Source organism: Collinsella sp. AM36-4AA (genome assembly GCF_003467795.1).
GTDB lineage: Bacteria > Actinomycetota > Coriobacteriia > Coriobacteriales > Coriobacteriaceae > Collinsella.
In genome coordinates this window covers 20,434-39,537 of the sequence record NZ_QSHS01000025.1, presented here as the reverse complement: position 1 = coordinate 39,537, position 19,104 = coordinate 20,434, and the positions used below count along the sequence as shown (strand labels likewise).

Here is a 19,104-nt window from a genome sequence, read left to right as displayed (position 1 = left end):
CTGTTGCAATGAAGATGAGAATCAAGGGCAATTTTATATCCATACACACAAAGCAGTTAGTCTTAGGATTAACTGTTTTTTTAATATGAAAATACTATATAATATATAAGAATCATCCGGAAGGAGCGGCCGATGAATGCCAAACGATTTGTCCTGAACACACTTCTGGTAGTAGCACTTTTAGCACTCTTGGCCTTCTCCCACTGGTATTCAAACCAACCAGCATTTGGCTACGTATTATATGCAGTAATGTCCGGCGATAAGGCCTATTGCCCTCTACGCGCAATTGACGTTCTCTATTTCTATGTAGCCGGCCCCTTATCAATCGCTTTGCTCGTGTTTCTTGTCTTTTATAACATCAAAAAACGCTAACAGGGCCTCTTAGGAATCCGAATCATCCATGGAGCCGTCTATGCCGGTTTTGGTGTCGTCGTCCGTATTGGAATCGTCGTCCTTGGCGAAGGGGTTCTTGAAAAAGCCCGTCGCGTCGGGCTGAAGACCCGAGAGCTTGATCCAGGAATTATCGAGCTCGGGCTTGGGCATGGCCTTGGCCTCGGGCGCGGTCTCATTGCCGATGAGCTCAGACTCATAGATGAACGTGTCGTCGCCAAGCGCGTCATAGGCGGCGACCGGGTTGCCCTCGGCATCGCGATACGGCGTACCCTTAAACACGGCGCCTTCGTAGGCAACGAGCTGGCGGCCGGTCTCGTTTTCGAAGTAGTACACGAAGATACCCTTGAGGGCCGCACACAGCGGGATGGCGATAACCATGCCGATGGGGCCCATAAGCGCCGAGCCAATAACAAGGGCCGTGAGGCTCATGATGGGATGCACCTGCACCGAACTCTGCATGACCTTAGGCGAAATGACGTTATCGGTGACGTTTTGTGCCACCATGGTCACAACCAAGGTCCACAACGCCAGCATGGGGCTGAACATGAAACCGAGCACCGTGGCAATCGCCGCGCTCACCCAGGGACCGACAACCGGGACCAAGTGCATGATGCCGGTAAAGATGGCCATGAGCGCCGCATACGGATGCCCGATGATCGTAAAGCCGATAAAGGCAAGGATGCCACCGCAGATGGACGTCACAACCATGCCACGCATGTAACCGCCGACTGAGCGCGAAAGAATCGCGACCATAAAGCGGTACGAGGTTTCCTTTTCCTGACCGATGATGGTGCAGACCTCGTGGTGTATACGGGGATAATCGCAGGCAAGCCAATAGGCAAGCACCAGACCCAAAAAGATCACGAACAGCTGTGAGGCCGTGTTGGTGATAAGCGGAAACACGCCGCGGCCGAGCTCGGCGGCAATCTGTGAGACATATTTGGACGCCACCGTAACGAGCGAAGAAAGGTTATCGTCCAGGTACTCCTTGACCGGCGTGTTGTTGAGCGTCTTGGCGCGCGAGATCATCTCATTAAGGTCGCTGCCCGCAACACGTAGCTGCTCAGGCAGGCGGCTCAGGACTTCCATGATCTGGCCAAAGAGAATCGGCGACAGGATACAGACGACACCGACGAGCACGGCTACGACCACAATGAGCGCGATGAGCGAGCCGATGCCGCGGCCCACCCCATGATGCTCAAGCCAGTTGGTAATCGGCGACATTACAAAGGCAATAATGGAGCCGACGGCCAAAAACTCAATAACCGGCGCCAGAATCCCCATGAGGTTAAAGATGACGGCAGCGATCACGATGCAGCCGACGACGGCCCAAATGCGCAGCGTCAGAATGCGGGTGTCGCGCAGCACGCGATCGGTTTGTTGGGGGTGTTCACTCATGAACGAACCATTACTCCGTCGGGGTCAATCTTGTCCTGAATCTTCTTAAGCGTACGGCGCAGCAGACGCGAAACCTGCACCTGGGAGATGCCCAGCTTCTTAGCGATCTCGATCTGGGTCATGCCCTTCACAAAGCGCAGCTCGATCACCTCGCACTCGCGCGGGGAGAAATCGCGAATGGCCTCCTCAATCACCAGACGGTCATCGGTAAAGTCGAGCTCGTTGTCGTCGTCGGCGTAGCGATCGAGAATCGAAGGCGCATCGTCGGAATCGGACGCACCGGGGGCCTCGATGGGTACCGAGGTGTAGGCCGAGGACGATTCCATAGCTTCGAGCACCTCGTCGACGGTCACGTCCAGATATTCAGCGATTTCCTCAACCTTAGGAGAACGCTGCAGCTCGTTGGTGAGCTTATCGGTGGCTTGGTTAACCTTGGCCGAGAGCTCCTGTAGACGACGCGGCACGCGCACGCTCCAGCCCTTGTCGCGGAAGTGGCGCTTAATCTCTCCCAGAATAGTAGGTGTCGCGAACGTGGTGAACTCGAGCCCGCGCTCAGGGTCAAAACGGTCGATAGCCTTGAGCAAGCCCAGATAGCCGACCTGCAAAAGGTCATCGAGCGGCTCACCGCGGTTCTTAAACTTGTTGGCAAGAAACCTTACCAGGTTCATGTGGGACATGACGAGTTGCTCGCGGGCATCCGGATCACCGGTCTCCTTGTAGCGACGAAACAGCTCGCGGGTTTTCTCCTTGTCCCAAGCGGTCTTACCGCTCCGGGAACGTTCGGTCATATTAGATATCCGCCTTGAGGTCGAGGGAAAGCGTCAGGGGCGCCGCGGTCTTTTCGTAGGAATCGCACACGCTTGCAAGAATGAGTTCGGCATACACGGCAGCCTGGTCATCCTCATCGACAGTCGCCTGATCGCCAAAGGTAAAGGTCATTCCCACATGAGATTCGTCGACATCGAATGTGATCGAGATATCGTCGCAGTCGACCGCGGTGCACCCAAAGATGAAGGCCTCCTCGGCAGCCATGCGAATATCCTCGATGCGATCGACGGACATAGAGCACAGGGCGCCGACGTTGGCGGCCGTCATGCGCACCAAGCGCGCGAAACGCGGATCACCGGCAACGCTCAGCGTAATGGGGCAGGTTGTTTCGCTACTCATCGCAGGACTCCTCGGAGGTCTCGGCGGGCGTATAGGTGTAATACTGAGCAGGCTTGGCTGCGGGCTTCTGAGCCGTATCTGCACCATCGGCGGCCTCGTCCTCAGCCTCACCAATCAGAACGTGCTCGGTAGGCTGTTCGGCCTCGGCGGCAGTGGCGAGCTTGCGATCGTCGTCGGCTGCAGGAGCCTTCACCTTGTTAAATAGTTTCTGCACGGCACCGGCCGCAGAGTCGGTCACGCTCGACACGGCATTGCTGGCCTCGGCCACACTGCCCGTGACCTGAGAAATGTCGCGAACGACCGCCTCAACCTCAATAAGGTTGGACGTCAGGGCGTCAACGGCAGTCTTGCTCGATTTGAGGAGCGGCTCCACCTGAGCAAGTGCCGGTGTAAGCTCATCAACGGCACCATCGAGCTTTGCCACCACGGGCTGTGCCTCGGCGAGCGTGTTGTTGAGGTCGCCCACCGTCTTGTCGAGCGAATCAACGACGGTGCGCGTCTTGCGCAGCGTGAGCGCGAGCTCGATAACAGCCCACACGCCGGCAACGGCAAGTAGCAGCAAGGCGATTTGAATGGGACTCATACAAGCCTCCCAAATGAATCGAAATACAGACGCTCTTCATGGTACCCCAAAGGGGACCGAACATGCCAAGCGTGAGATCGTGGGACAAAATAATCAGCAGCTACTTCGGAGCATTCCCGCTACGGTCGCGCTCGCTTTGCTCCACACGCCATTCTTCCCAACCGCGGCCGGCAGGCTGCCAAAAGGCACCACGCTCCAGGCCTTCGGGCAAATAGCGCTGGTCGACCCAACCTTCGGGATAATCGTGTGGGTACTTGTATACACCGTACTCATCGCTGCCGGGACGGTGACGATCGCGAAGATAACTGGGCACCTCGCGCAATCCGCTACTATGGATATCGGCCAGCGCCGCATCGATCGAAGCCTCGCACGCGTTGGATTTAGGCGCCAAGCACACATAGAGTGCAGCCTGAGCCAGGTTAATTCGGCACTCGGGATAGCCAATGACCTCGGCAGACTTAAACGCGGCTTGCGCCACCAAAAGTGCCTGCGGATCGGCATTGCCAACATCCTCAGAAGCCTGAATCATAATGCGGCGGGCGATAAACTTAGGATCCTCCCCCGCGTCGATCATGCGCGCGAGCCAATAAATCGTGGCATCGGGGTCGCTGCCGCGCATGGACTTAATGAACGCACTGATAATGTCATAGTGCATGTCACCGTTTTTGTCATACGAAAAACCGCGGCGCGGGTTGGCAATCTTCACGTCATCGACGGTGATAGGATAACGCTCCCCTGCCGCCGGAGCCGGCGTCCCCTCGGTATAGGGACGCGTGACGGCAATCTCGCTCGCCAGCTCGAGCGTCGTGAGCGCGGAGCGAGCGTCGCCCGCAGCCAGCGTGCAGATGGTCTTAACCGTATCCTCATCGGCCGAGAACTTACCACCCAAACCCTGCGGTGCCTCAAGCGCACGCGCAATAAGCGTGGCGATATCCTCGTCTTTGAGGTGCTCAAGCTCCACCACGCGACCACGCGAGAGCAATGCCGAGTTGACCTCAAAGTACGGATTCTCCGTCGTAGCGCCAATCATAATGACGGTACGGTTCTCAACCGCATGCAACAGGGCGTCCTGCTGCGACTTGGAAAAGCGGTGAATCTCATCGATAAACAGAATGGTGCGGCGGTCATAGGTATTCAGGCGCGTCTTGGCCTCGTCAATCACGCGGCGCAAGTCCTTCACGGTGCCCGTCACGGCGCTGACCTCGACAAACTCGCTCTTAGTATGGTTGGCGATAATGTGGGCCAGCGTCGTCTTGCCCGTACCGGCCGGCCCGTACAGAATCACGCTCGACAGCACGTCGTGCTCAATCGCGGCACGCAGCCATGAGCCCTTACCGACGGCCTTTTGCTGGCCCACGTACTCATCAAGCGTGTTGGGGCGCATGCGCACCGCAAGCGGCGCATTCTGAAAGGAACGCTCACGCGTCGAAGCAGAAAAAAGGTCGTCCATAGCCATCCCGTGCATCAATCAAAATCGTTTTCCACGAATAGTATACCGAATAAATACGAACTACCGTTCGTTAATATAAGTACGGTGCGGAAACTTTAGACCCGGGAACAACTTACTCGTCAGCTCGCAGAAATAGCCATCCGTCATGCTCGCAATGTAATCCACCACGGCTTGGTCCTTATCGTCCTGCCATGCATAGGTACGGTCGTAGTAGGAAAGCTGCTGCTCAATGCGCGAAATGTGGTGCTTAAATATGTAGGAGGACTCGTCGCCTTCGTTTATATCCTGCAGGCAACGGTCGTAGAGCTTTTCGAAAGCCTCGCGCAGCTCCGCTTCGGAGTCGCCTTCGATACCGCCCTTGCTATAGATCTTCTCGTAGTTCTCGCACTTGGCTCGGCGGATTTCCTCAAACAGGTCCTCGCTCATCTCGATGCGTGGCTTGCCATAGCTGTGCTCGACGATATCGATGGAGGCATGCGTGAGGATCCAGCTGTTGTATGCTCCGCCCAGGTCATCGTCAAAGGCGTCAGGTGACAGCAGACCCGCAGCAATGGCGTCTTGGCGATCGCGCCCAACGTAGGCAAGGATATCCGAGATGCGAACCACGCAGCCTTCGAGCGTCATGGGACGCAGATGCTCAATTGCGCTATAGCCCGTGGCAATGCAATCCTCAACCGTCTGGTCAAACTGTTCAAAGGAACCCATATCCGAAAGCTCAAACACGCGTTGCTCGTACTCGCCGTTATGGCACAGCACGCCATCGAGTGTCTGGAGCGACACGTTGCGGCCATACAGTGCATCGAGCACACGGACTGATTGCACGTTATGGAAAAAGTAGCGACCCGTACGCTCGTGGTAAATATCGTTGAGGAATCGCTCGCCGGCATGGCCAAAGGGCGTGTGGCCCAAGTCGTGGCCTAAGCCAATTGCCTCAATCAGATCGCAGTTGAGCCCCAGGGCGCGACCGATATCGCGCGCAATGCGCGAGACAAGCTGCACGTGCAAACCGCGGCGCGACAGATCATCATTGCTACGGAAGCTAAAGACCTGCGTTTTACCAGCATATCGGGCATACGCGGGCAAATGGAGAATCTTTTCAGCATCGCGCATAAATGCCGGACGCATGAGCGTGCCCTCGTCTGCGGCTCGATCAACGCGACGGATGACCTGGTCATCGTCGCAACGGTACGGGTTGACGGCACCCGAAGCACGATCGGCGGAAATGCGCTCGACAAGTTCGGGCGACAACGCCGAGGGAATACGATCCATGCGCGCCTTAATGACGGCCGTTTCTTGATTAGTTGCCATGGCATGCTCCTTAAGAAGGATGCGCAATCGGTTACAATGTGCAGCCCACGACCTCGATTATGGCAAAAATCGGCACCAAAAACGGGAGTAATGGCAAGGAGCGCGATTTTGTGATGAGGCAGGAGAGGGCAAGGACCGGGAGCGCGGCGGCAAATGCCACGACGCCACCCATAGGATCGAGCGTGCAAAGCGCGAAGAGTGCCTTGGCATCACCCATGCCGATGCCCGGGGTTTGACGGAGGCGCCGCCAAAGCGACTCAGTCAACACAAGAGAAAGGTACACGATGACCGCAAGGCCAGCGTGGTCAAATGCCGTGTTCAAGCCCCCATCCAGCCACACGCCCGCAAACGCCGCCACGGCACACGCAGCCGCAAGCGCGTTGGGAAACCGCCGCTCACGGGCATCGATCACCGCACCGGCAAAGGCGCAGATCCAAAATGGGATATAGACCACAGGACACCTCCCGGGACGGCTGATCTAAAGCAAAAACCACCACAAAGGTGCATCCCCTTTGTGGTGGTTCTGATCGTGGTTACTTGGCGCCCTGCATGACCTCGTCGAGGGTAACGTTAACGGCGTGCTGCGTGGGCACCCAGTCGACCTTCAGGAACAGCGCGGCAACCGTGATGGGGATATAGCTGAACATAAAGATCGGGAAGGTAAACAGGTTGGTCACCAGGCGCCACTTTTGAGCGCAATGAATGTGCTTGTACTCAAAGATGGTCGTGAGCAGCGCCAGGATAAAGAAGGTCTGGTACATCATCGCGAACGTCATGATAAGCGAGGCAGCACAAGCCTGCATCTCAACCTCAGTAGCCAAGAAACCATGCGAAAGGCCGCCCACAATCAAGAACGTCGCATTAGCGAGCATCGAGATCAAGGATAGCAGCATACCAGGAGCGATGGTCATGAACATGTCGTAAGCGGCAAAGCGATGATAGCGGAAGGTCGACTTGACCAGATGCTTGCCGTAGGTAAAAAAGACCTGGTAGAAGCCCTTGGTCCAGCGCATACGCTGCTTCCAGGAAGCCTTAAACGTCACAGGCTGTTCGTCAAAAAACTCCGCCGGTGCATAACCGATGCGGATGCCGTGAATGGCGCAGAACGTGGTGAACTGGATGTCCTCGGTCAGCGTATGGAACTGCCAACCGTGCATGCCCTCGATAACGCTCGCCGAGATAAGGTAACCCGAACCCGAGACAGCGCAGGACGTCTTGCAGATATTACGCGCGTTGTTGAGAAAGCGCGCCTCGCGCAGATACCACGTAGCATTAGCCGCCGAGATCCACGAGCTGCCGAAGTTCTTGGAGTTACGATAGCTCGTGACCACATGGAAGCCCTGGTCAAAGGCATCGTTCATCTTGGAGACGTAATCGCGGGAAATAACGTTGTCGGCGTCAAAGATGAAATAGCCCTCAAAAGTATCGGGATACTCGTTGAGAATGCGATCAAAACCAAAGTCCATGACCCAGCTCTTGCCCTTACGGGCCAGGTCGTTACGCTCATAGACGACAGCGCCCGCCTCGCGCGCGAGCTGCGCCGTGTTGTCGGTGCAGGCATCGGCGACCACGAAGACCTCGATAAGCTCGGACGGATAATCCTGGTCCTTGATGGAGCGAACAAGGTTGGCGATCACGGCCTCCTCGTTATGCGCCGCGATAAAGAAGGCATAACGATGCAGCTTTTTGGCCTTGGGAGGCGCGACCTCACCACGGAGTGCACCGATGACAAAGAAGACCACCTGATACAGAAAACAGACCGTGAGTAGCGTAACCACAATCTGGTTAAAGATCACGATGGGCGTGTTAGTTTGTAAAAAGGCGAGCATGCAGGCTCCCGAGAACGCGTTACGTAAACAACCGTATATCTTACCGTAGGCTAACCGAGTTCAAGAAACCACCTAATACGGCTAGGCTTCGAGCAGACCGAGCTGCGGAACGATTTCGTCGCCGGCAGCAGTACGACCAAGCGAGCGCGGGGCCAGGTCGTCAAGAACCGCAGCGAGATCCCACGGCAGCTCGTCACGGCACTCAATGCGCTCCCCCGTCACAGGATGGTCGAATGCGACGCGCCAGGAATGAAGGAATTGCCTGGTCAGACCCTGATCGGCGCGTGCATCGCACTTTCCGTAGAGTGGATCGCCCACGCAGACGTGGTTGATATGGCGCATATGAACGCGAATCTGATGTGTGCGGCCCGTAAACAGGTGGCACTCGACGAGCGTGTAACCGTCGTCAAAACGCGTGGAATCAAAACGCTCAAGGACCTTGAAGGTCGTGATGGCCTGGCGCGCAAAGGGATCGTCCGAAACCGCCATCTTGACACGGTCACGCGTAGAACGGGCAATGCCGGTGTTAATGGTGCCCTCATCCATAGCGATATGACCGTGAACGAGCGTAATGTAGCGGCGGTCGAGCGTGCGCGTACGGATAAGATTTTGGAGCGCGCGCTGGGTGTCGTCGTCTTTTGCCACGAGCATAAGGCCCGAGGTATCGCGATCCAAACGATGCACGATACCGGGGCGGTCCTCACCCTGCACGGTGCCCAGATGGTCGATACCGCAGTGATAGACCAGGGCATTCGCGAGCGTACCGCTCTCATGACCATGCGCAGGATGGCACACCAGGCCGCGCTGCTTGGAGAGCACGATAAGGTAGTCGTCCTCGTAGCGGATATCGAGGGGAATGGCCTCGGGAATCACGTCGGTCGGGTCGTGCGGCTCGGGCAGGTCGACCGAAATGCGGTCGCCGGCTCGCACGGCATACTTTTTGGACAAGCAGGTCTCGCCGTTGACGGCCACGGCACCGCCCTCAATCAGATGCGCGCAGGCAGAACGCGTAGGGCAGCCGTCATTGGCGCCTAGATAGGCGTCAAGACGCTGACCAGCGGCATCATCGGCAACAAGGATATGGATGTCGGCCATTAGCGCTCGCTCCTTTCGCGAATCTTGCGGGCACGCTCCCCACGCTGCTGGGCCTTGCGCTTAGCGCGGGCCTCGTCACGGGCGTTGAGTTCGGCGGTCGCGTCGACCTCACGGGCCGCAGGACTCAAGAACATGTAGCCGATGAGGGCAAGCACCACACCGACCGTAATGCCGACATCGGCCACATTGAAGACGGGGAAGTCGATGAAGGTGGTGGCAATAAAATCGGTCACAAAGCCAAAAGCCAGACGGTCGATCGCATTGCCAATGGCGCCGCCCACGACCATAGCCATGCCCACAACCTCAAAGCGAGCAAGCTGGGGCGCGCGAAGCAAGTACACCGCGATCGCAACGATAACGACAAACGCCAGCACGGCAAACGCGAGGCCATGTCCCTCGCCCAAGCTAAAGGCAGCACCGATGTTACGCACGAAAAGGAAGTCGATCACACCGGGGATAATAGTCACATGCAGAGCATCGCCGACGGCACGAACCGCAAGCTTGGTCAGCTGGTCAACAAGCAGCACGGCCAACGCCACGCTACCAGCAACACCCAACCGCCAACGCAAAGGCGGCGTCATATCCGCAGAACGACCCAAATCAATCCCCTACCCTCAAAAACATCGAATTACGTTTAACGCAAATCAATATCTTATATTGACCAGCAACGAAATAGCCGATGATTCGCTACCAACAGCGAAAACCCGCCAGAGCGAGCAAGGTGCCTTGAAGCAAGGCGGCATAGACCTTCTGGTCATGCCGCCGAAGCTGAAAGGCAGATTGCCGCTCTGGCGGGTTTGCAGCGTCGAGCCGTTACGCGGTTTGGTAAAACCGCGTAACTAGAGTGCGTTCGCGCACCTCTTACAGATATGAGCGTGGCCGTTGTACTCGCCGACGGTGGTGCGGTAGTTCCAGCAACGGTCGCAGCACTCGCCCTCGGCAGCCTCGATGGCAACGGAGAGCTCCTCGCCCTGGGTCAGCTCAACATCGGAGACGATGTAGAACTCGGCCAGGTCGACGGCCTTGTCGCCGGTCAGCAGCGCGTACATCTCGGCGGGAACGACCGCCTTGACGCGGACCTGCTGGCTCTTGGTGAAGGTGCCGGCGGAGCGGGCGTCCTCAAGGGCCTTGGTCACGGCGCTACGGAGCTCGAGTGAAGCCTCGAGCACGCCCTCAAACTCATTGGCCTCGTCGATCGTGATGGGCGACTTGTACCAATCGAGCAGCGCGGCGTACTTCTGATGATCGACGCAGCCGGCGGGCGCATAGGCCATGGCCTCGTCGACCGTGTAGGACAGGATCGGCTGCAGGTCGCGCATGAGCATCGAGAAGAGCTCGGCCAGCACGGTTTGGGCGCTGCGACGCTCGAGCGAGCCGGGCTTCTCGCAGTACAGACGGTCCTTCAGGGCGTCGAGGTACACGTTGGAAAGCTCAGTCACCACGAAGTCGTAGAGTGCACGGTAGGCACGCGGGAACTCGTAGCTGGCATAAGCATCGTCAACCTCGGCCTGGACCTGAGTCAGGCGGGCAACCATGAGCTTGTCGAGCGGCAGCAGGTCGGCAAAGGCGACGCCGTCGGTCTCGGGCTCAAACTGACCCTCGAGCTCGGAGAGCAGGAAGCGCAGCGTGTTGCGGAAACGACGGTAGGCATCGGACGTACGAGCGAGAATCTCGTGGTCGATGGAGACGTCGGAGCTGGTATCGACGGAGGCGACCCACAGACGGATGATGTCGGCACCCATCTCGTCGCAGACCTTGTTGGGGTCGATGACGTTGCCGAGTGACTTAGACATCTTACGGCCCTGGCCGTCGAGGGTGAAGCCCTGCGAGACGACCGCCTTGTACGGAGCGTGGCCGTTGGCGCCCACCGAGGTGAGCAGTGAGCTCTGGAACCAACCGCGGTGCTGGTCAGAGCCCTCGAGGTAGACGTCCGCCGGGTACTCCAGCTCGGGACGGTACTCGCAGACGGCCTTCCAAGACACGCCGGAGTCCCACCACACGTCAAGGATGTCCTTATCAGCCTTGAGGTGATGGCCACCGCACTTGGGGCAGACGCAGGCCTCGCCCAGATAGCTCTCAGGAGCGTCGGTGAACCAGGCGTCGGAGCCCTTCTCGTGGAAGAGCTTGATGACGGCGTCGAGCGTGGCGTCGTTCATGACCTTCTCGCCGCAGTCGGCGCAGGTGTAGCTGGGGATAGGCACACCCCAGTTGCGCTGACGGCTGATGCACCAGTCGGGACGCTGCTCGACCATGGCGCCAATGCGGTTGGCGGCGTGGGCCGGATACCACTTGACGTTCTGGCGGACCTCTTTGCCAGCCTGCTCGCGCAAGCCAGTCTTGTCCATCGAGACGAACCACTGGTCGGTAGCACGGAAGAGCACCGGGTGCTTGCAGCGCCAGCAGTGCGGATAGCTGTGCGTGATCTTCTTCTCAAGGACCAGGGTGCCGCGCTCGCGCAGGAACTCGATAATGTGCGGGTTGGCCTCATCGGTATCCATACCGCTGAAGGGGCCGCCGGTGCCAAACTCCTCGCCGGTGTAAAACTTGCCGTCGTCATCGACCGGCATGCAGATGTCGGTGATGCCCTCCTTGAGGCAGGCAAAGTAGTCGTCGACGCCGTGGCCGGGCGAGTTGTGGACGATACCGGTACCGTCATCGACACCGACGTAATCGGCCAGCAGCGCCACGCCCTCAACACCGTCAAAGATCGGCTGCTTGTAGTGGATGTGGTGGAAGGTCTCGGCGGGAACCACGTAGGGCTTGCCGTCGACCATAACCGGGGTGTACTCCCAGCCAAACTCCTCGCAGCACTTGGGAGCCAGGTCCTCGAGCATGACCTCGGCACGACCATCGTGCTCAACGGCGACATAGGCGGCGCCGGGCTTAAGGGAAACGGCCTGGTCGGAGGGAATGGTCCACGGCGTGGTCGTCCAGATGATAAAGTCGACCGGGCCATCGAAGCCCTCGAGGCCGGCGGGCTTGGAGGTCATCTCAAAGCGGACGAAAATGGAGGGGCTCGTCTCGTCGGAGTACTCGATCTCGGCCTCGGCCAGCGCGGTGTGGCAGTGCTTGCACCAGTGAACCGGCTTGTGGCCACGATAGATCATGCCCTTGTCGAACATGGCCTTAAAGACCTCGATGTCGGCAGCGTCATGCTGGTGATAGAGCGTAAGATAGGGGTTGTCCCAGTCGCCGAGCACGCCCAGACGACGGAAGCCGGCCTTCTGCAGCTCGATGTTCTCGACAGCGAACTTGTTGCAGAGCTCACGGATCTTAGCCGTGGGGGTCTGGTTGAACTTCTCGGTGCCGAGCTTCTCCTCGACCTTGTGCTCGATCGGCTGGCCGTGGCAGTCCCAACCGGGGACATAAGGGACCTCATAGCCCTGCATCATCCAGTAGCGGTTGATCATGTCCTTGGAGATCTTATTCATGGCGTGGCCGATGTGGATCGGACCGTTGGCGTACGGAGGGCCGTCGTGCAGCACGAACTTCTTGTGACCCTCGTTCTTCTTCAGAACCTGCTCGTAGACCTTGTTGTCCTGCCAGTCCTTGAGTCGCTTGGGCTCGGACTTGGAAAGACCGGCACGCATGGGAAAACCGGTCTTGGGCAGATTCATCGTCTGCTTGTACTCGTTTGCCACGGTACCCCTTTCATGTCGTGGGCGCGCACGCCCTCTGGGCACCACAAAAGCGCCCGTCCCTACAAGCTGGGACGAAGCGCCACAAACGGGCTGCACGCCCGCAAAAGCTCTTCGCTTAACCACCCAGCTTAGATGCCCTCACCCGCATTACAGCGCGCTCGCATCCGTTACTCGGCTGGCCTGTATCGACGACCATCTCGGCGATGTCTACTAAGACGTGCCTGTACGGCGCGTCCGTTGGGACCGCAGCTCCGGGGTGATTTTCATCGGTCGCATGCGCGGGTTCTCAGCACTCCCCGCTCTCTGTAGCATACGGATGGCCGACTACTCGTCCCCATCAACGCTTATGCGGAGTATGCTAGCACGTTCCGCGCCAGCGAAAAACCCTCAACATCGGTTTCATACTTTAGTAATTTCTCACGGTCGCAAGCACTCACTTGGAGCAAAATGCCTGTAAGCACTTTATCGAACGAAAGAAGGTTGCTATGCGCACGATTGGGATGAGCGATTATACCGTCGGCGAAGACTGCTTTGACGAGCTGCCCGGAGCGCTGGCCGAATACGGAGCGACCAAGGTCGCAATCATCGGTGGCAAGCGGGCACTGGCCGCAGCACTTCCCGGTATCGAAGCTGTGCTGGAAGGTACCGACGTCGAGATTCTAGAGACGCGCGTCTACGGTACCAACAGTACACGCGCCAATATCGCCAAGGTCGTAAACTCCCCCGCCTGCCAGGAAGCCGACGTGCTTATCGCATGCGGCGGCGGCAAGGCGCTCGACACCATGAAGACGGCGGCCATCGAGCTCAAGAAGATCGTCTTTACGGTGCCGACGATCTGCTCCAACTGCTCGGCCGCGACCGCCATTGCCGTCGTCTACAACGACGACGGCTCGCTCGAGGGCTATTCGTACCCCAACCGCCCCGCGCACATCTTCATCAACCCCAAGATCATCGCCGAGGCTCCGGCGGAGTACTTCTGGGCGGGCGTGGGCGATGCCCTGTCCAAGCAGCCCGAGGTCGAGTACGCCACGAGCGCCGGCAACCTGGAGCACACCGCAGGTCTTGGCCTGGCGCTCGCACACACCTGCTCCGAGCCGCTGTTTACCTATGGCGTGCAGGGTCTTGAGGACGTTCGCCAGAACCTGTCGACCGAAGCCGTCAAGCAGATCGCGCTCGATATCGTGGTCAACACGGGCTACGTCTCCAACCTGACCAACCAAAACGATTACTACTACAACTCGAGCGTGGCGCACGCGTTCTACAACGCTTCCTGCAGCATTCCGCGCGAGGGCTCCTACCTGCACGGCGAGGTCGTGAGCCTGGGTGTGCTCGTGCTTTTTGCCTACACGGGCGATACCGAGAACCTTGAGCGCTACGCCGCCTTTAACAATCAGATGGGCCTGCCCGTGACGCTTGAGCAGGTCGGGCTTTCCGAGGCTGATATCCCTGCCCTGTGCGAGTACGCGCACGCCACCAACGAATGGAAGCAAGGCAACCCGGAGCCCTTCACCGACGAGAAATTCGCCGCCGCCATCAAGGCCGCCAACGCTTACGGCCACACGCTCTAGGACTGACCCAAAACCACCACAAAGGGGACGGGCACCTTTCTGGTGGTTTTTTATTGCTCCAGCATTCAGTTCGTACTCGAACCCGATTCTTTACGAGAAAGGGTTCGGGTACGTTTTTTGTTTATCGGAAATTCTGCGGAAGGACTACTCGGAACGGTAAACAGAAACGAACAGAGGCAGGGTATCATCGTGGTGATGGTATCCTGCCTTTTGTTTTGCAGGATCAAGGTCGCTTTATGCGAACTTGATCGCCACTTATATGGCGCATTGATGGCAATTGCTTCGTACGTGCATACCGGGAGCCTGTACACCTCTGGCAAGGCGTAGCACACTAGACTTTGTTCCAAAGTCCGTGTGCTAAGGGGGCAGGCCCCTTAGAATTCCTGTGGAGTGTGTACGCACGTACGCAGGAAAACGGCAAAATTTCGCTATATCAGGGCGTTCTTTCATTGGAGAGTATGGTATACACGGCTTAGTTCAACAAATAAGAATTTATATATAAAGGAGAATACTGATGAAACTGTTTTTATGTTCTCACTTTTCAAGTGTAGGAAGTCTGATTAAGGAAGAAGTTGAAAGTAAAAAAGTCGCATTTATTCCAACAGCTTCGCTGCGTGAAGGCTACACCGGTTATGTCGGCTCGGCTCGAAAATTATTCAAAAAGTTGGGAGCAATCGTAACTGAAATTGATATTTCAACGGAGGCTTATTCAACGATACAGTCTCTTTTTGAAGATGCGGATGTGATCTATTTTACCGGCGGAAATTCTTTTTTCCTTATAGACCAGCTCCGTAAAACGGGAACGGATGAGCTGTTGAAGAAAGAATTGGCAAAAGGAAAACTGATGATTGGTGAATCGGCAGGTGCGATTGTATGCGCTCCAAGCATCCAATATATCGAGCAAATGGATGAAAAGCCGGAGGACTACTCACAAGAAGATGATGCAGGGCTTAATTTGATTGATTTCTATGTTCTTCCGCATTTTCTTACAGCACCATTTAAGAAAGTTACCGAGAAAATAATAACTGAGTTTTCGGATTTGAATCTATGCCCAATTAACAATCGTCAGGGAATTGTAATTGATGGTGAAGGTTCAAAGGTTATTTGCAAAGAGTAATTTAAAATTCCAGTTTGCTGCACTCGTTCCTAGCAGGGTTTGAGGCAGGCACGCCCCAACAAGAAGCCGTCCCAAAGGGGCAAGAATGGGGACTGCGGACGATTTCTTGGACCGTTACGCGGCCCTTCCCAGCGCGGAGCGGAACTCGGCCGGCGTGCGGCCGCCGAGCGCATCGCTGCGCCTCTCCGTATTGTATCGGCCGATCCAGCCCCCGAGTTCCTCGATGAAGCGGGCGGGGGTCCAGTCCGACCAGTCCCTGCCGTGCCAGAACTCCTTCTTGAGCAGGCCGAAGAAGCCCTCCATCGCCGCGTTGTCCGGGCTGCAGCCCTTGGCGGACTGGATTGGCTACGCTGATGTGGACAGTTCCGGGAGAGGCGCAAGAGACGGGAAGGCCGTGTGCGCGTTCCTGCGCGAGGGCCGTGGGGAGGGGCTGCCTGGGTACGGCGCCTGTCAACTCGGTCTACGTCTTTGATGACCGGGTCGTACTCAATATCAACTTCACGGATGATGCCAAAACGGTCACCCGTGAGGAAGTGTTGGGTTCGAGTGCTGTGGACAATGTTCCAGCATGCTGGGATCGAACTCGCTAGCCGGAATCACACGGTACCCGTGACGCAGCAGCAGATCGACAAAAACACCATTGCCCGCGGTGAGCGTACCGCTAAAGGTGCCATCGTAGACGTGACCCGTACCGCACGAGGGGCTGCGGTCCTGCAAAATGCACGCAACGATCTCGGACGGGCCGCCCGCCTGCTCGCACATATCGAGCGCGCGCTGAGCACCCTGGCGAAACTCGCGATCGACCGAGATGCCCTCGCAGGTACAAACCTCGCCATTCACAATCTCGGACGGCTTGCGCGGTGTGGGCAAGCCGCCAAAAACCTCGGGGCACACCAACAGGACCTCGGTCCCTGTGCGTTCGCAGGCCTCGACCAACGCGCGATGGTAATTGTCGAGCCCGTTATATTTGCAGCTCTCTCCCATCAAGCAGGCACTCACCACGATCTTCATACATATCCCTCCCAAACAAAACGCCCCATTTGAGATAGAAACTCAAATGGGGCGTTCGACGTTGTGCAACCAGCCTTACTGCTGCTTTGGCATCAGCGGATTCTCGCGCGTGAGGAGATTCATGAACTCCTCGCCCGTGATCGTCTCCTTCTTGTACAGATAACGAGCCAGCTCATGGAGCTTAAACTTGTTCTCCTTGAGGATCTGCAGGGCGCGGTCATGTGCGTCCTCGATCAGCTTGGCGACGATCGCGTCGACGCGCTCGGCCGTACCGGGGGCACAGGTGAGCGACGTGTCCTGGTTGAGGTAGGCATTCTGAACGGTACCGAGCGCCATCATGCCAAACTCTTCCGACATACCAAAGCGCGTCACCATGTTGCGGGCGAGCTTGGTGGCCTGCTCGATATCATTGGCCGCGCCAGTCGTCATCTCACCAAAGATGAGCTCCTCGGCAGCACGTCCGCCGCAGTAGACAGCGAGCTTGTCGAGCACCTCCTGGCGCGTGGTCAAGAAGCGCTCGTCCTCCTCGACCTGCATGGTGTAGCCCAGAGCACCGCTCGTACGCGGCACGATGGTGATCTTCGTAACCGGCGCAGAACCCTTCTGGCGGGCGGCAACGATGGCATGGCCGATCTCGTGATAGGACACGACCTGTTTCTCGTGATCGGACAGCACCGTGGACTTACGCTGCTGGCCGGCGATGACGACCTCCACCGACTCCTCAAAGTCATCCTGCGTGGCGCGCTTGCGACCCTCGCGGACAGCGCGCAGGGCGCCCTCGTTGATGATGTTGGCCAGGTCGGCACCCGAGGCGCCAGGCGTGGCGCGGGCGATCGCGGTCAGGTCGATCGGCGGCTGCGTCTTCACGCTCTTGGCGTGCAGTTCAAGGATATTCTTGCGACCGGTCAGGTCGGGCAGCTCAACGGGGATGCGGCGGTCGAAGCGGCCGGGGCGCAGCAGGGCCGGATCAAGGCTGTCGGGACGGTTGGTCGCAGCGAGGACGACGATACCCTTGTGGTTATCGAATCCATCCATCTCGGTCAGCAGCTGATTGAGCGTCTGCTCGCGCTCGTCGTTGCCACTAAAGCCGCCGCCATCGCGCTTCTTGCCGATGGTATCGATCTCGTCGATAAAGACGATGCACGGGGCCTTTTCCTTGGCCTGCTTAAACAGGTCGCGAACCTTAGCGGCGCCGCGGCCGACAAACATCTCAACAAACTCAGAACCAGAAATACTAAAGAACGGCACGCCCGCCTCGCCGGCCACAGCCTTGGCGAGCAGGGTTTTACCGGTACCCGGAGGGCCGACAAGGAGAGCGCCGCGTGGCAGTTTGGCGCCGATCTCCTCGTAGCGCTGCGGCTTCTCCAGAAAGTCGACGACCTCCTTGAGGGACTCCTTAGCCTCTTCCTGGCCGGCGACATCCTTAAAGGTCACGCCCACGTCCTTGGAGGCGATCACGCGCGCGCCGGACTTGCCCAGTCCGCCGCCGCCAAAACCACCGCCGCCAAAGTTCATCGACGGACCGTCATCACCCATGGCCTTCTTCATGCGGCGGTTGAGCCACCAGCCAATCAGGAAGAAAATCACCATGGGAAGAATGAGGGTGAGCAGGTAGTAGGTCATCAGGCCCGAGTTCTTATCGGGAACGACCGACTCAAGCGAAGCACCGGACTCAAGCACGCGATCGGTAAAGCCCGCGTCATTCGGCACACCGGTCGTCTTGTAGGCGATATTCTCGTCCTCGCCCTTCTTGGTGTAATAAATCGTGTAATCGTCCGTGTTGTACTCGACCTTGTCGACGCTCTTCTTATCGAGCGCTTTGACAAACGTCGAGTAATCGGTCTTCGTAATCTGCTGCGTGTGACCGATGTTGGGGAACAGAACGGTCGAGAGCACGAGGTAGACGACGAAGGCGATGAGCACGTAGAGGATCATATTCCGTCTACGTTTATTGTCATCCATCTCCATCTGCTTGAACTCCATCTACTGGGGTTGATAATTTTTTCTAGAATACCCAACCCGGACGGCGATAAACCGACGCCGGGCACGAAAGGACAGAGAAGGCATCACTGGGAGTCGGCAAGGTTCAAATCTATACGGGCGACGGCAAGGGCAAGACGACGGCTGCGCTGGGGCTTGCGCTGCGCGCCACGGGCTATGGACTTAACGTACTCATGCTTCAGTTTGCCAAGAAGCTGCACTGCGCCGAGCATGATGCGGCGCCCCGTTTAGGTCTGCGCATCGTACAAGCCGACCGCGACACGCCCGAAGCCTGTGCCGCACAGATCATGGAGCTGGCGCGCGAGCAGATTAGCCAGGTCGACGTGCTGATCTTGGATGAGCTGGGAGAAGCCATGCGCCGAGGCTTTGTGACGCGCGAAGATGTCGAAGCGTTGATCGCAATGAAACCGACCACCACAGAGCTCGTGCTCACCGGCCGCGGCTTGCTGCCACTGGCCGATCTCGCGGACCTAGTAACCGAAATGCGCCCCGTCAAACACTACTTCGACGAAGGCCTCCTAGCCCGCCAAGGCATCGAATACT

18 protein-coding genes are annotated in these 19,104 nt (G+C 57.8%); 4 read left to right on the top strand and 14 right to left on the bottom strand.

Annotated elements, in window-relative coordinates:
* The first annotated feature begins 132 nt into the window (after nt 1-132).
* Entirely contained in the window at nt 133-372 is a 240-nt protein-coding gene (locus DW850_RS08200; protein WP_117786786.1) for a hypothetical protein, read from the top strand.
* Between the two features lie 9 nt (nt 373-381).
* Here the strand turns inward: DW850_RS08200 and DW850_RS08195 are convergent, their stop codons facing one another.
* From DW850_RS08195 to ileS, 11 genes are all read right to left on the bottom strand, one after another.
* Complete coding sequence (locus tag DW850_RS08195) at nt 382-1,791, bottom strand: AI-2E family transporter (protein WP_117786785.1); 1,410 nt, start codon at nt 1,789-1,791, stop codon at nt 382-384.
* The gene (locus DW850_RS08190; protein ID WP_117786784.1) at nt 1,788-2,579 is read right to left on the bottom strand and encodes a SigB/SigF/SigG family RNA polymerase sigma factor; all 792 of its coding nucleotides are present in this window, start codon (nt 2,577-2,579) and stop codon (nt 1,788-1,790) included. The genes DW850_RS08195 and DW850_RS08190 overlap by 4 nt, the downstream gene beginning before the upstream one ends.
* A 1-nt stretch (nt 2,580) precedes the next feature.
* Nucleotides 2,581-2,958, bottom strand: coding sequence for an ATP-binding protein (locus tag DW850_RS08185; protein ID WP_117583445.1), 378 nt, complete (start codon nt 2,956-2,958; stop codon nt 2,581-2,583).
* Entirely contained in the window at nt 2,951-3,541 is a 591-nt protein-coding gene (locus DW850_RS08180) for a hypothetical protein (RefSeq protein ID WP_117786783.1), read from the bottom strand. The genes DW850_RS08185 and DW850_RS08180 overlap by 8 nt, the downstream gene beginning before the upstream one ends.
* Nucleotides 3,542-3,641: 100 nt before the next feature.
* Nucleotides 3,642-4,991 (bottom strand): replication-associated recombination protein A, encoded by a 1,350-nt coding sequence (locus DW850_RS08175; protein ID WP_199575659.1) that lies wholly within the window; start codon nt 4,989-4,991, stop codon nt 3,642-3,644.
* Nucleotides 4,992-5,051: 60 nt separating this feature from the next.
* Nucleotides 5,052-6,299, bottom strand: coding sequence for a deoxyguanosinetriphosphate triphosphohydrolase family protein (locus tag DW850_RS08170; RefSeq protein ID WP_117786781.1), 1,248 nt, complete (start codon nt 6,297-6,299; stop codon nt 5,052-5,054).
* Nucleotides 6,300-6,330: 31 nt separating this feature from the next.
* Nucleotides 6,331-6,753 (bottom strand): prepilin peptidase, encoded by a 423-nt coding sequence (locus DW850_RS08165; RefSeq protein WP_158565246.1) that lies wholly within the window; start codon nt 6,751-6,753, stop codon nt 6,331-6,333.
* A 79-nt stretch (nt 6,754-6,832) separates the two neighbouring features.
* Nucleotides 6,833-8,128, bottom strand: coding sequence for a glycosyltransferase family 2 protein (locus tag DW850_RS08160; protein WP_117786779.1), 1,296 nt, complete (start codon nt 8,126-8,128; stop codon nt 6,833-6,835).
* Nucleotides 8,129-8,209: 81 nt separating this feature from the next.
* Complete coding sequence (locus DW850_RS08155) at nt 8,210-9,223, bottom strand: RluA family pseudouridine synthase (protein ID WP_117786778.1); 1,014 nt, start codon at nt 9,221-9,223, stop codon at nt 8,210-8,212.
* The gene (gene lspA / locus DW850_RS08150; RefSeq protein ID WP_233540646.1) at nt 9,223-9,822 is read right to left on the bottom strand and encodes a signal peptidase II; all 600 of its coding nucleotides are present in this window, start codon (nt 9,820-9,822) and stop codon (nt 9,223-9,225) included. The genes DW850_RS08155 and lspA overlap by 1 nt, the downstream gene beginning before the upstream one ends.
* A 240-nt stretch (nt 9,823-10,062) precedes the next feature.
* The gene (gene ileS, locus DW850_RS08145; protein ID WP_117786777.1) at nt 10,063-12,864 is read right to left on the bottom strand and encodes an isoleucine--tRNA ligase; all 2,802 of its coding nucleotides are present in this window, start codon (nt 12,862-12,864) and stop codon (nt 10,063-10,065) included.
* A gap of 485 nt (nt 12,865-13,349) precedes the next feature.
* On the opposite strand from ileS, the gene DW850_RS08140 reads away from it, so the two are divergent.
* Both DW850_RS08140 and DW850_RS08135 read left to right on the top strand, forming a co-directional pair.
* Entirely contained in the window at nt 13,350-14,432 is a 1,083-nt protein-coding gene (locus tag DW850_RS08140) for an iron-containing alcohol dehydrogenase family protein (RefSeq protein ID WP_117773850.1), read from the top strand.
* A 514-nt stretch (nt 14,433-14,946) separates the two neighbouring features.
* Nucleotides 14,947-15,549, top strand: coding sequence for a Type 1 glutamine amidotransferase-like domain-containing protein (locus tag DW850_RS08135; RefSeq protein WP_117765683.1), 603 nt, complete (start codon nt 14,947-14,949; stop codon nt 15,547-15,549).
* 114 nt (nt 15,550-15,663) lie between these two features.
* Here the strand turns inward: DW850_RS08135 and DW850_RS08130 are convergent, their stop codons facing one another.
* From DW850_RS08130 to ftsH, 3 genes are all read right to left on the bottom strand, one after another.
* Entirely contained in the window at nt 15,664-15,891 is a 228-nt protein-coding gene (locus DW850_RS08130) for an IS3 family transposase (RefSeq protein WP_369831449.1), read from the bottom strand.
* A gap of 177 nt (nt 15,892-16,068) precedes the next feature.
* Complete coding sequence (locus DW850_RS08120; RefSeq protein WP_117765687.1) at nt 16,069-16,560, bottom strand: DUF523 domain-containing protein; 492 nt, start codon at nt 16,558-16,560, stop codon at nt 16,069-16,071.
* Between the two features lie 75 nt (nt 16,561-16,635).
* On the bottom strand, nt 16,636-18,528 hold the full coding sequence (ftsH, locus tag DW850_RS08115) for an ATP-dependent zinc metalloprotease FtsH (protein ID WP_187364973.1): 1,893 nt from the start codon (nt 18,526-18,528) through the stop codon (nt 16,636-16,638).
* Between the two features lie 101 nt (nt 18,529-18,629).
* On the opposite strand from ftsH, the gene DW850_RS08110 reads away from it, so the two are divergent.
* The coding region (locus DW850_RS08110) for a cob(I)yrinic acid a,c-diamide adenosyltransferase (protein ID WP_117774246.1) at nt 18,630-19,104 on the top strand (475 nt) is incomplete at its 3' end.

Bases quoted from the DNA above. Each gene is read 5' to 3' on its own strand.
- DW850_RS08195 (WP_117786785.1), bottom strand. From the start codon at position 1,791: ATGAGTGAACACCCCCAACAAACCGATCGCGTGCTGCGCGACACCCGC.
- DW850_RS08180 (WP_117786783.1), bottom strand. From the start codon at position 3,541: ATGAGTCCCATTCAAATCGCCTTGCTGCTACTTGCCGTTGCCGGCGTG.
- DW850_RS08155 (WP_117786778.1), bottom strand. From the start codon at position 9,223: ATGGCCGACATCCATATCCTTGTTGCCGATGATGCCGCTGGTCAGCGT.
- DW850_RS08175 (WP_199575659.1), bottom strand. From the start codon at position 4,991: ATGGACGACCTTTTTTCTGCTTCGACGCGTGAGCGTTCCTTTCAGAAT.
- DW850_RS08190 (WP_117786784.1), bottom strand. From the start codon at position 2,579: ATGACCGAACGTTCCCGGAGCGGTAAGACCGCTTGGGACAAGGAGAAA.
- DW850_RS08200 (WP_117786786.1), top strand. From the start codon at position 133: ATGAATGCCAAACGATTTGTCCTGAACACACTTCTGGTAGTAGCACTT.
- DW850_RS08135 (WP_117765683.1), top strand. From the start codon at position 14,947: ATGAAACTGTTTTTATGTTCTCACTTTTCAAGTGTAGGAAGTCTGATT.
- DW850_RS08160 (WP_117786779.1), bottom strand. From the start codon at position 8,128: ATGCTCGCCTTTTTACAAACTAACACGCCCATCGTGATCTTTAACCAG.
- ftsH (WP_187364973.1), bottom strand. From the start codon at position 18,528: ATGGAGATGGATGACAATAAACGTAGACGGAATATGATCCTCTACGTG.
- DW850_RS08120 (WP_117765687.1), bottom strand. From the start codon at position 16,560: ATGAAGATCGTGGTGAGTGCCTGCTTGATGGGAGAGAGCTGCAAATAT.
- DW850_RS08170 (WP_117786781.1), bottom strand. From the start codon at position 6,299: ATGGCAACTAATCAAGAAACGGCCGTCATTAAGGCGCGCATGGATCGT.
- DW850_RS08140 (WP_117773850.1), top strand. From the start codon at position 13,350: ATGCGCACGATTGGGATGAGCGATTATACCGTCGGCGAAGACTGCTTT.
- DW850_RS08185 (WP_117583445.1), bottom strand. From the start codon at position 2,958: ATGAGTAGCGAAACAACCTGCCCCATTACGCTGAGCGTTGCCGGTGAT.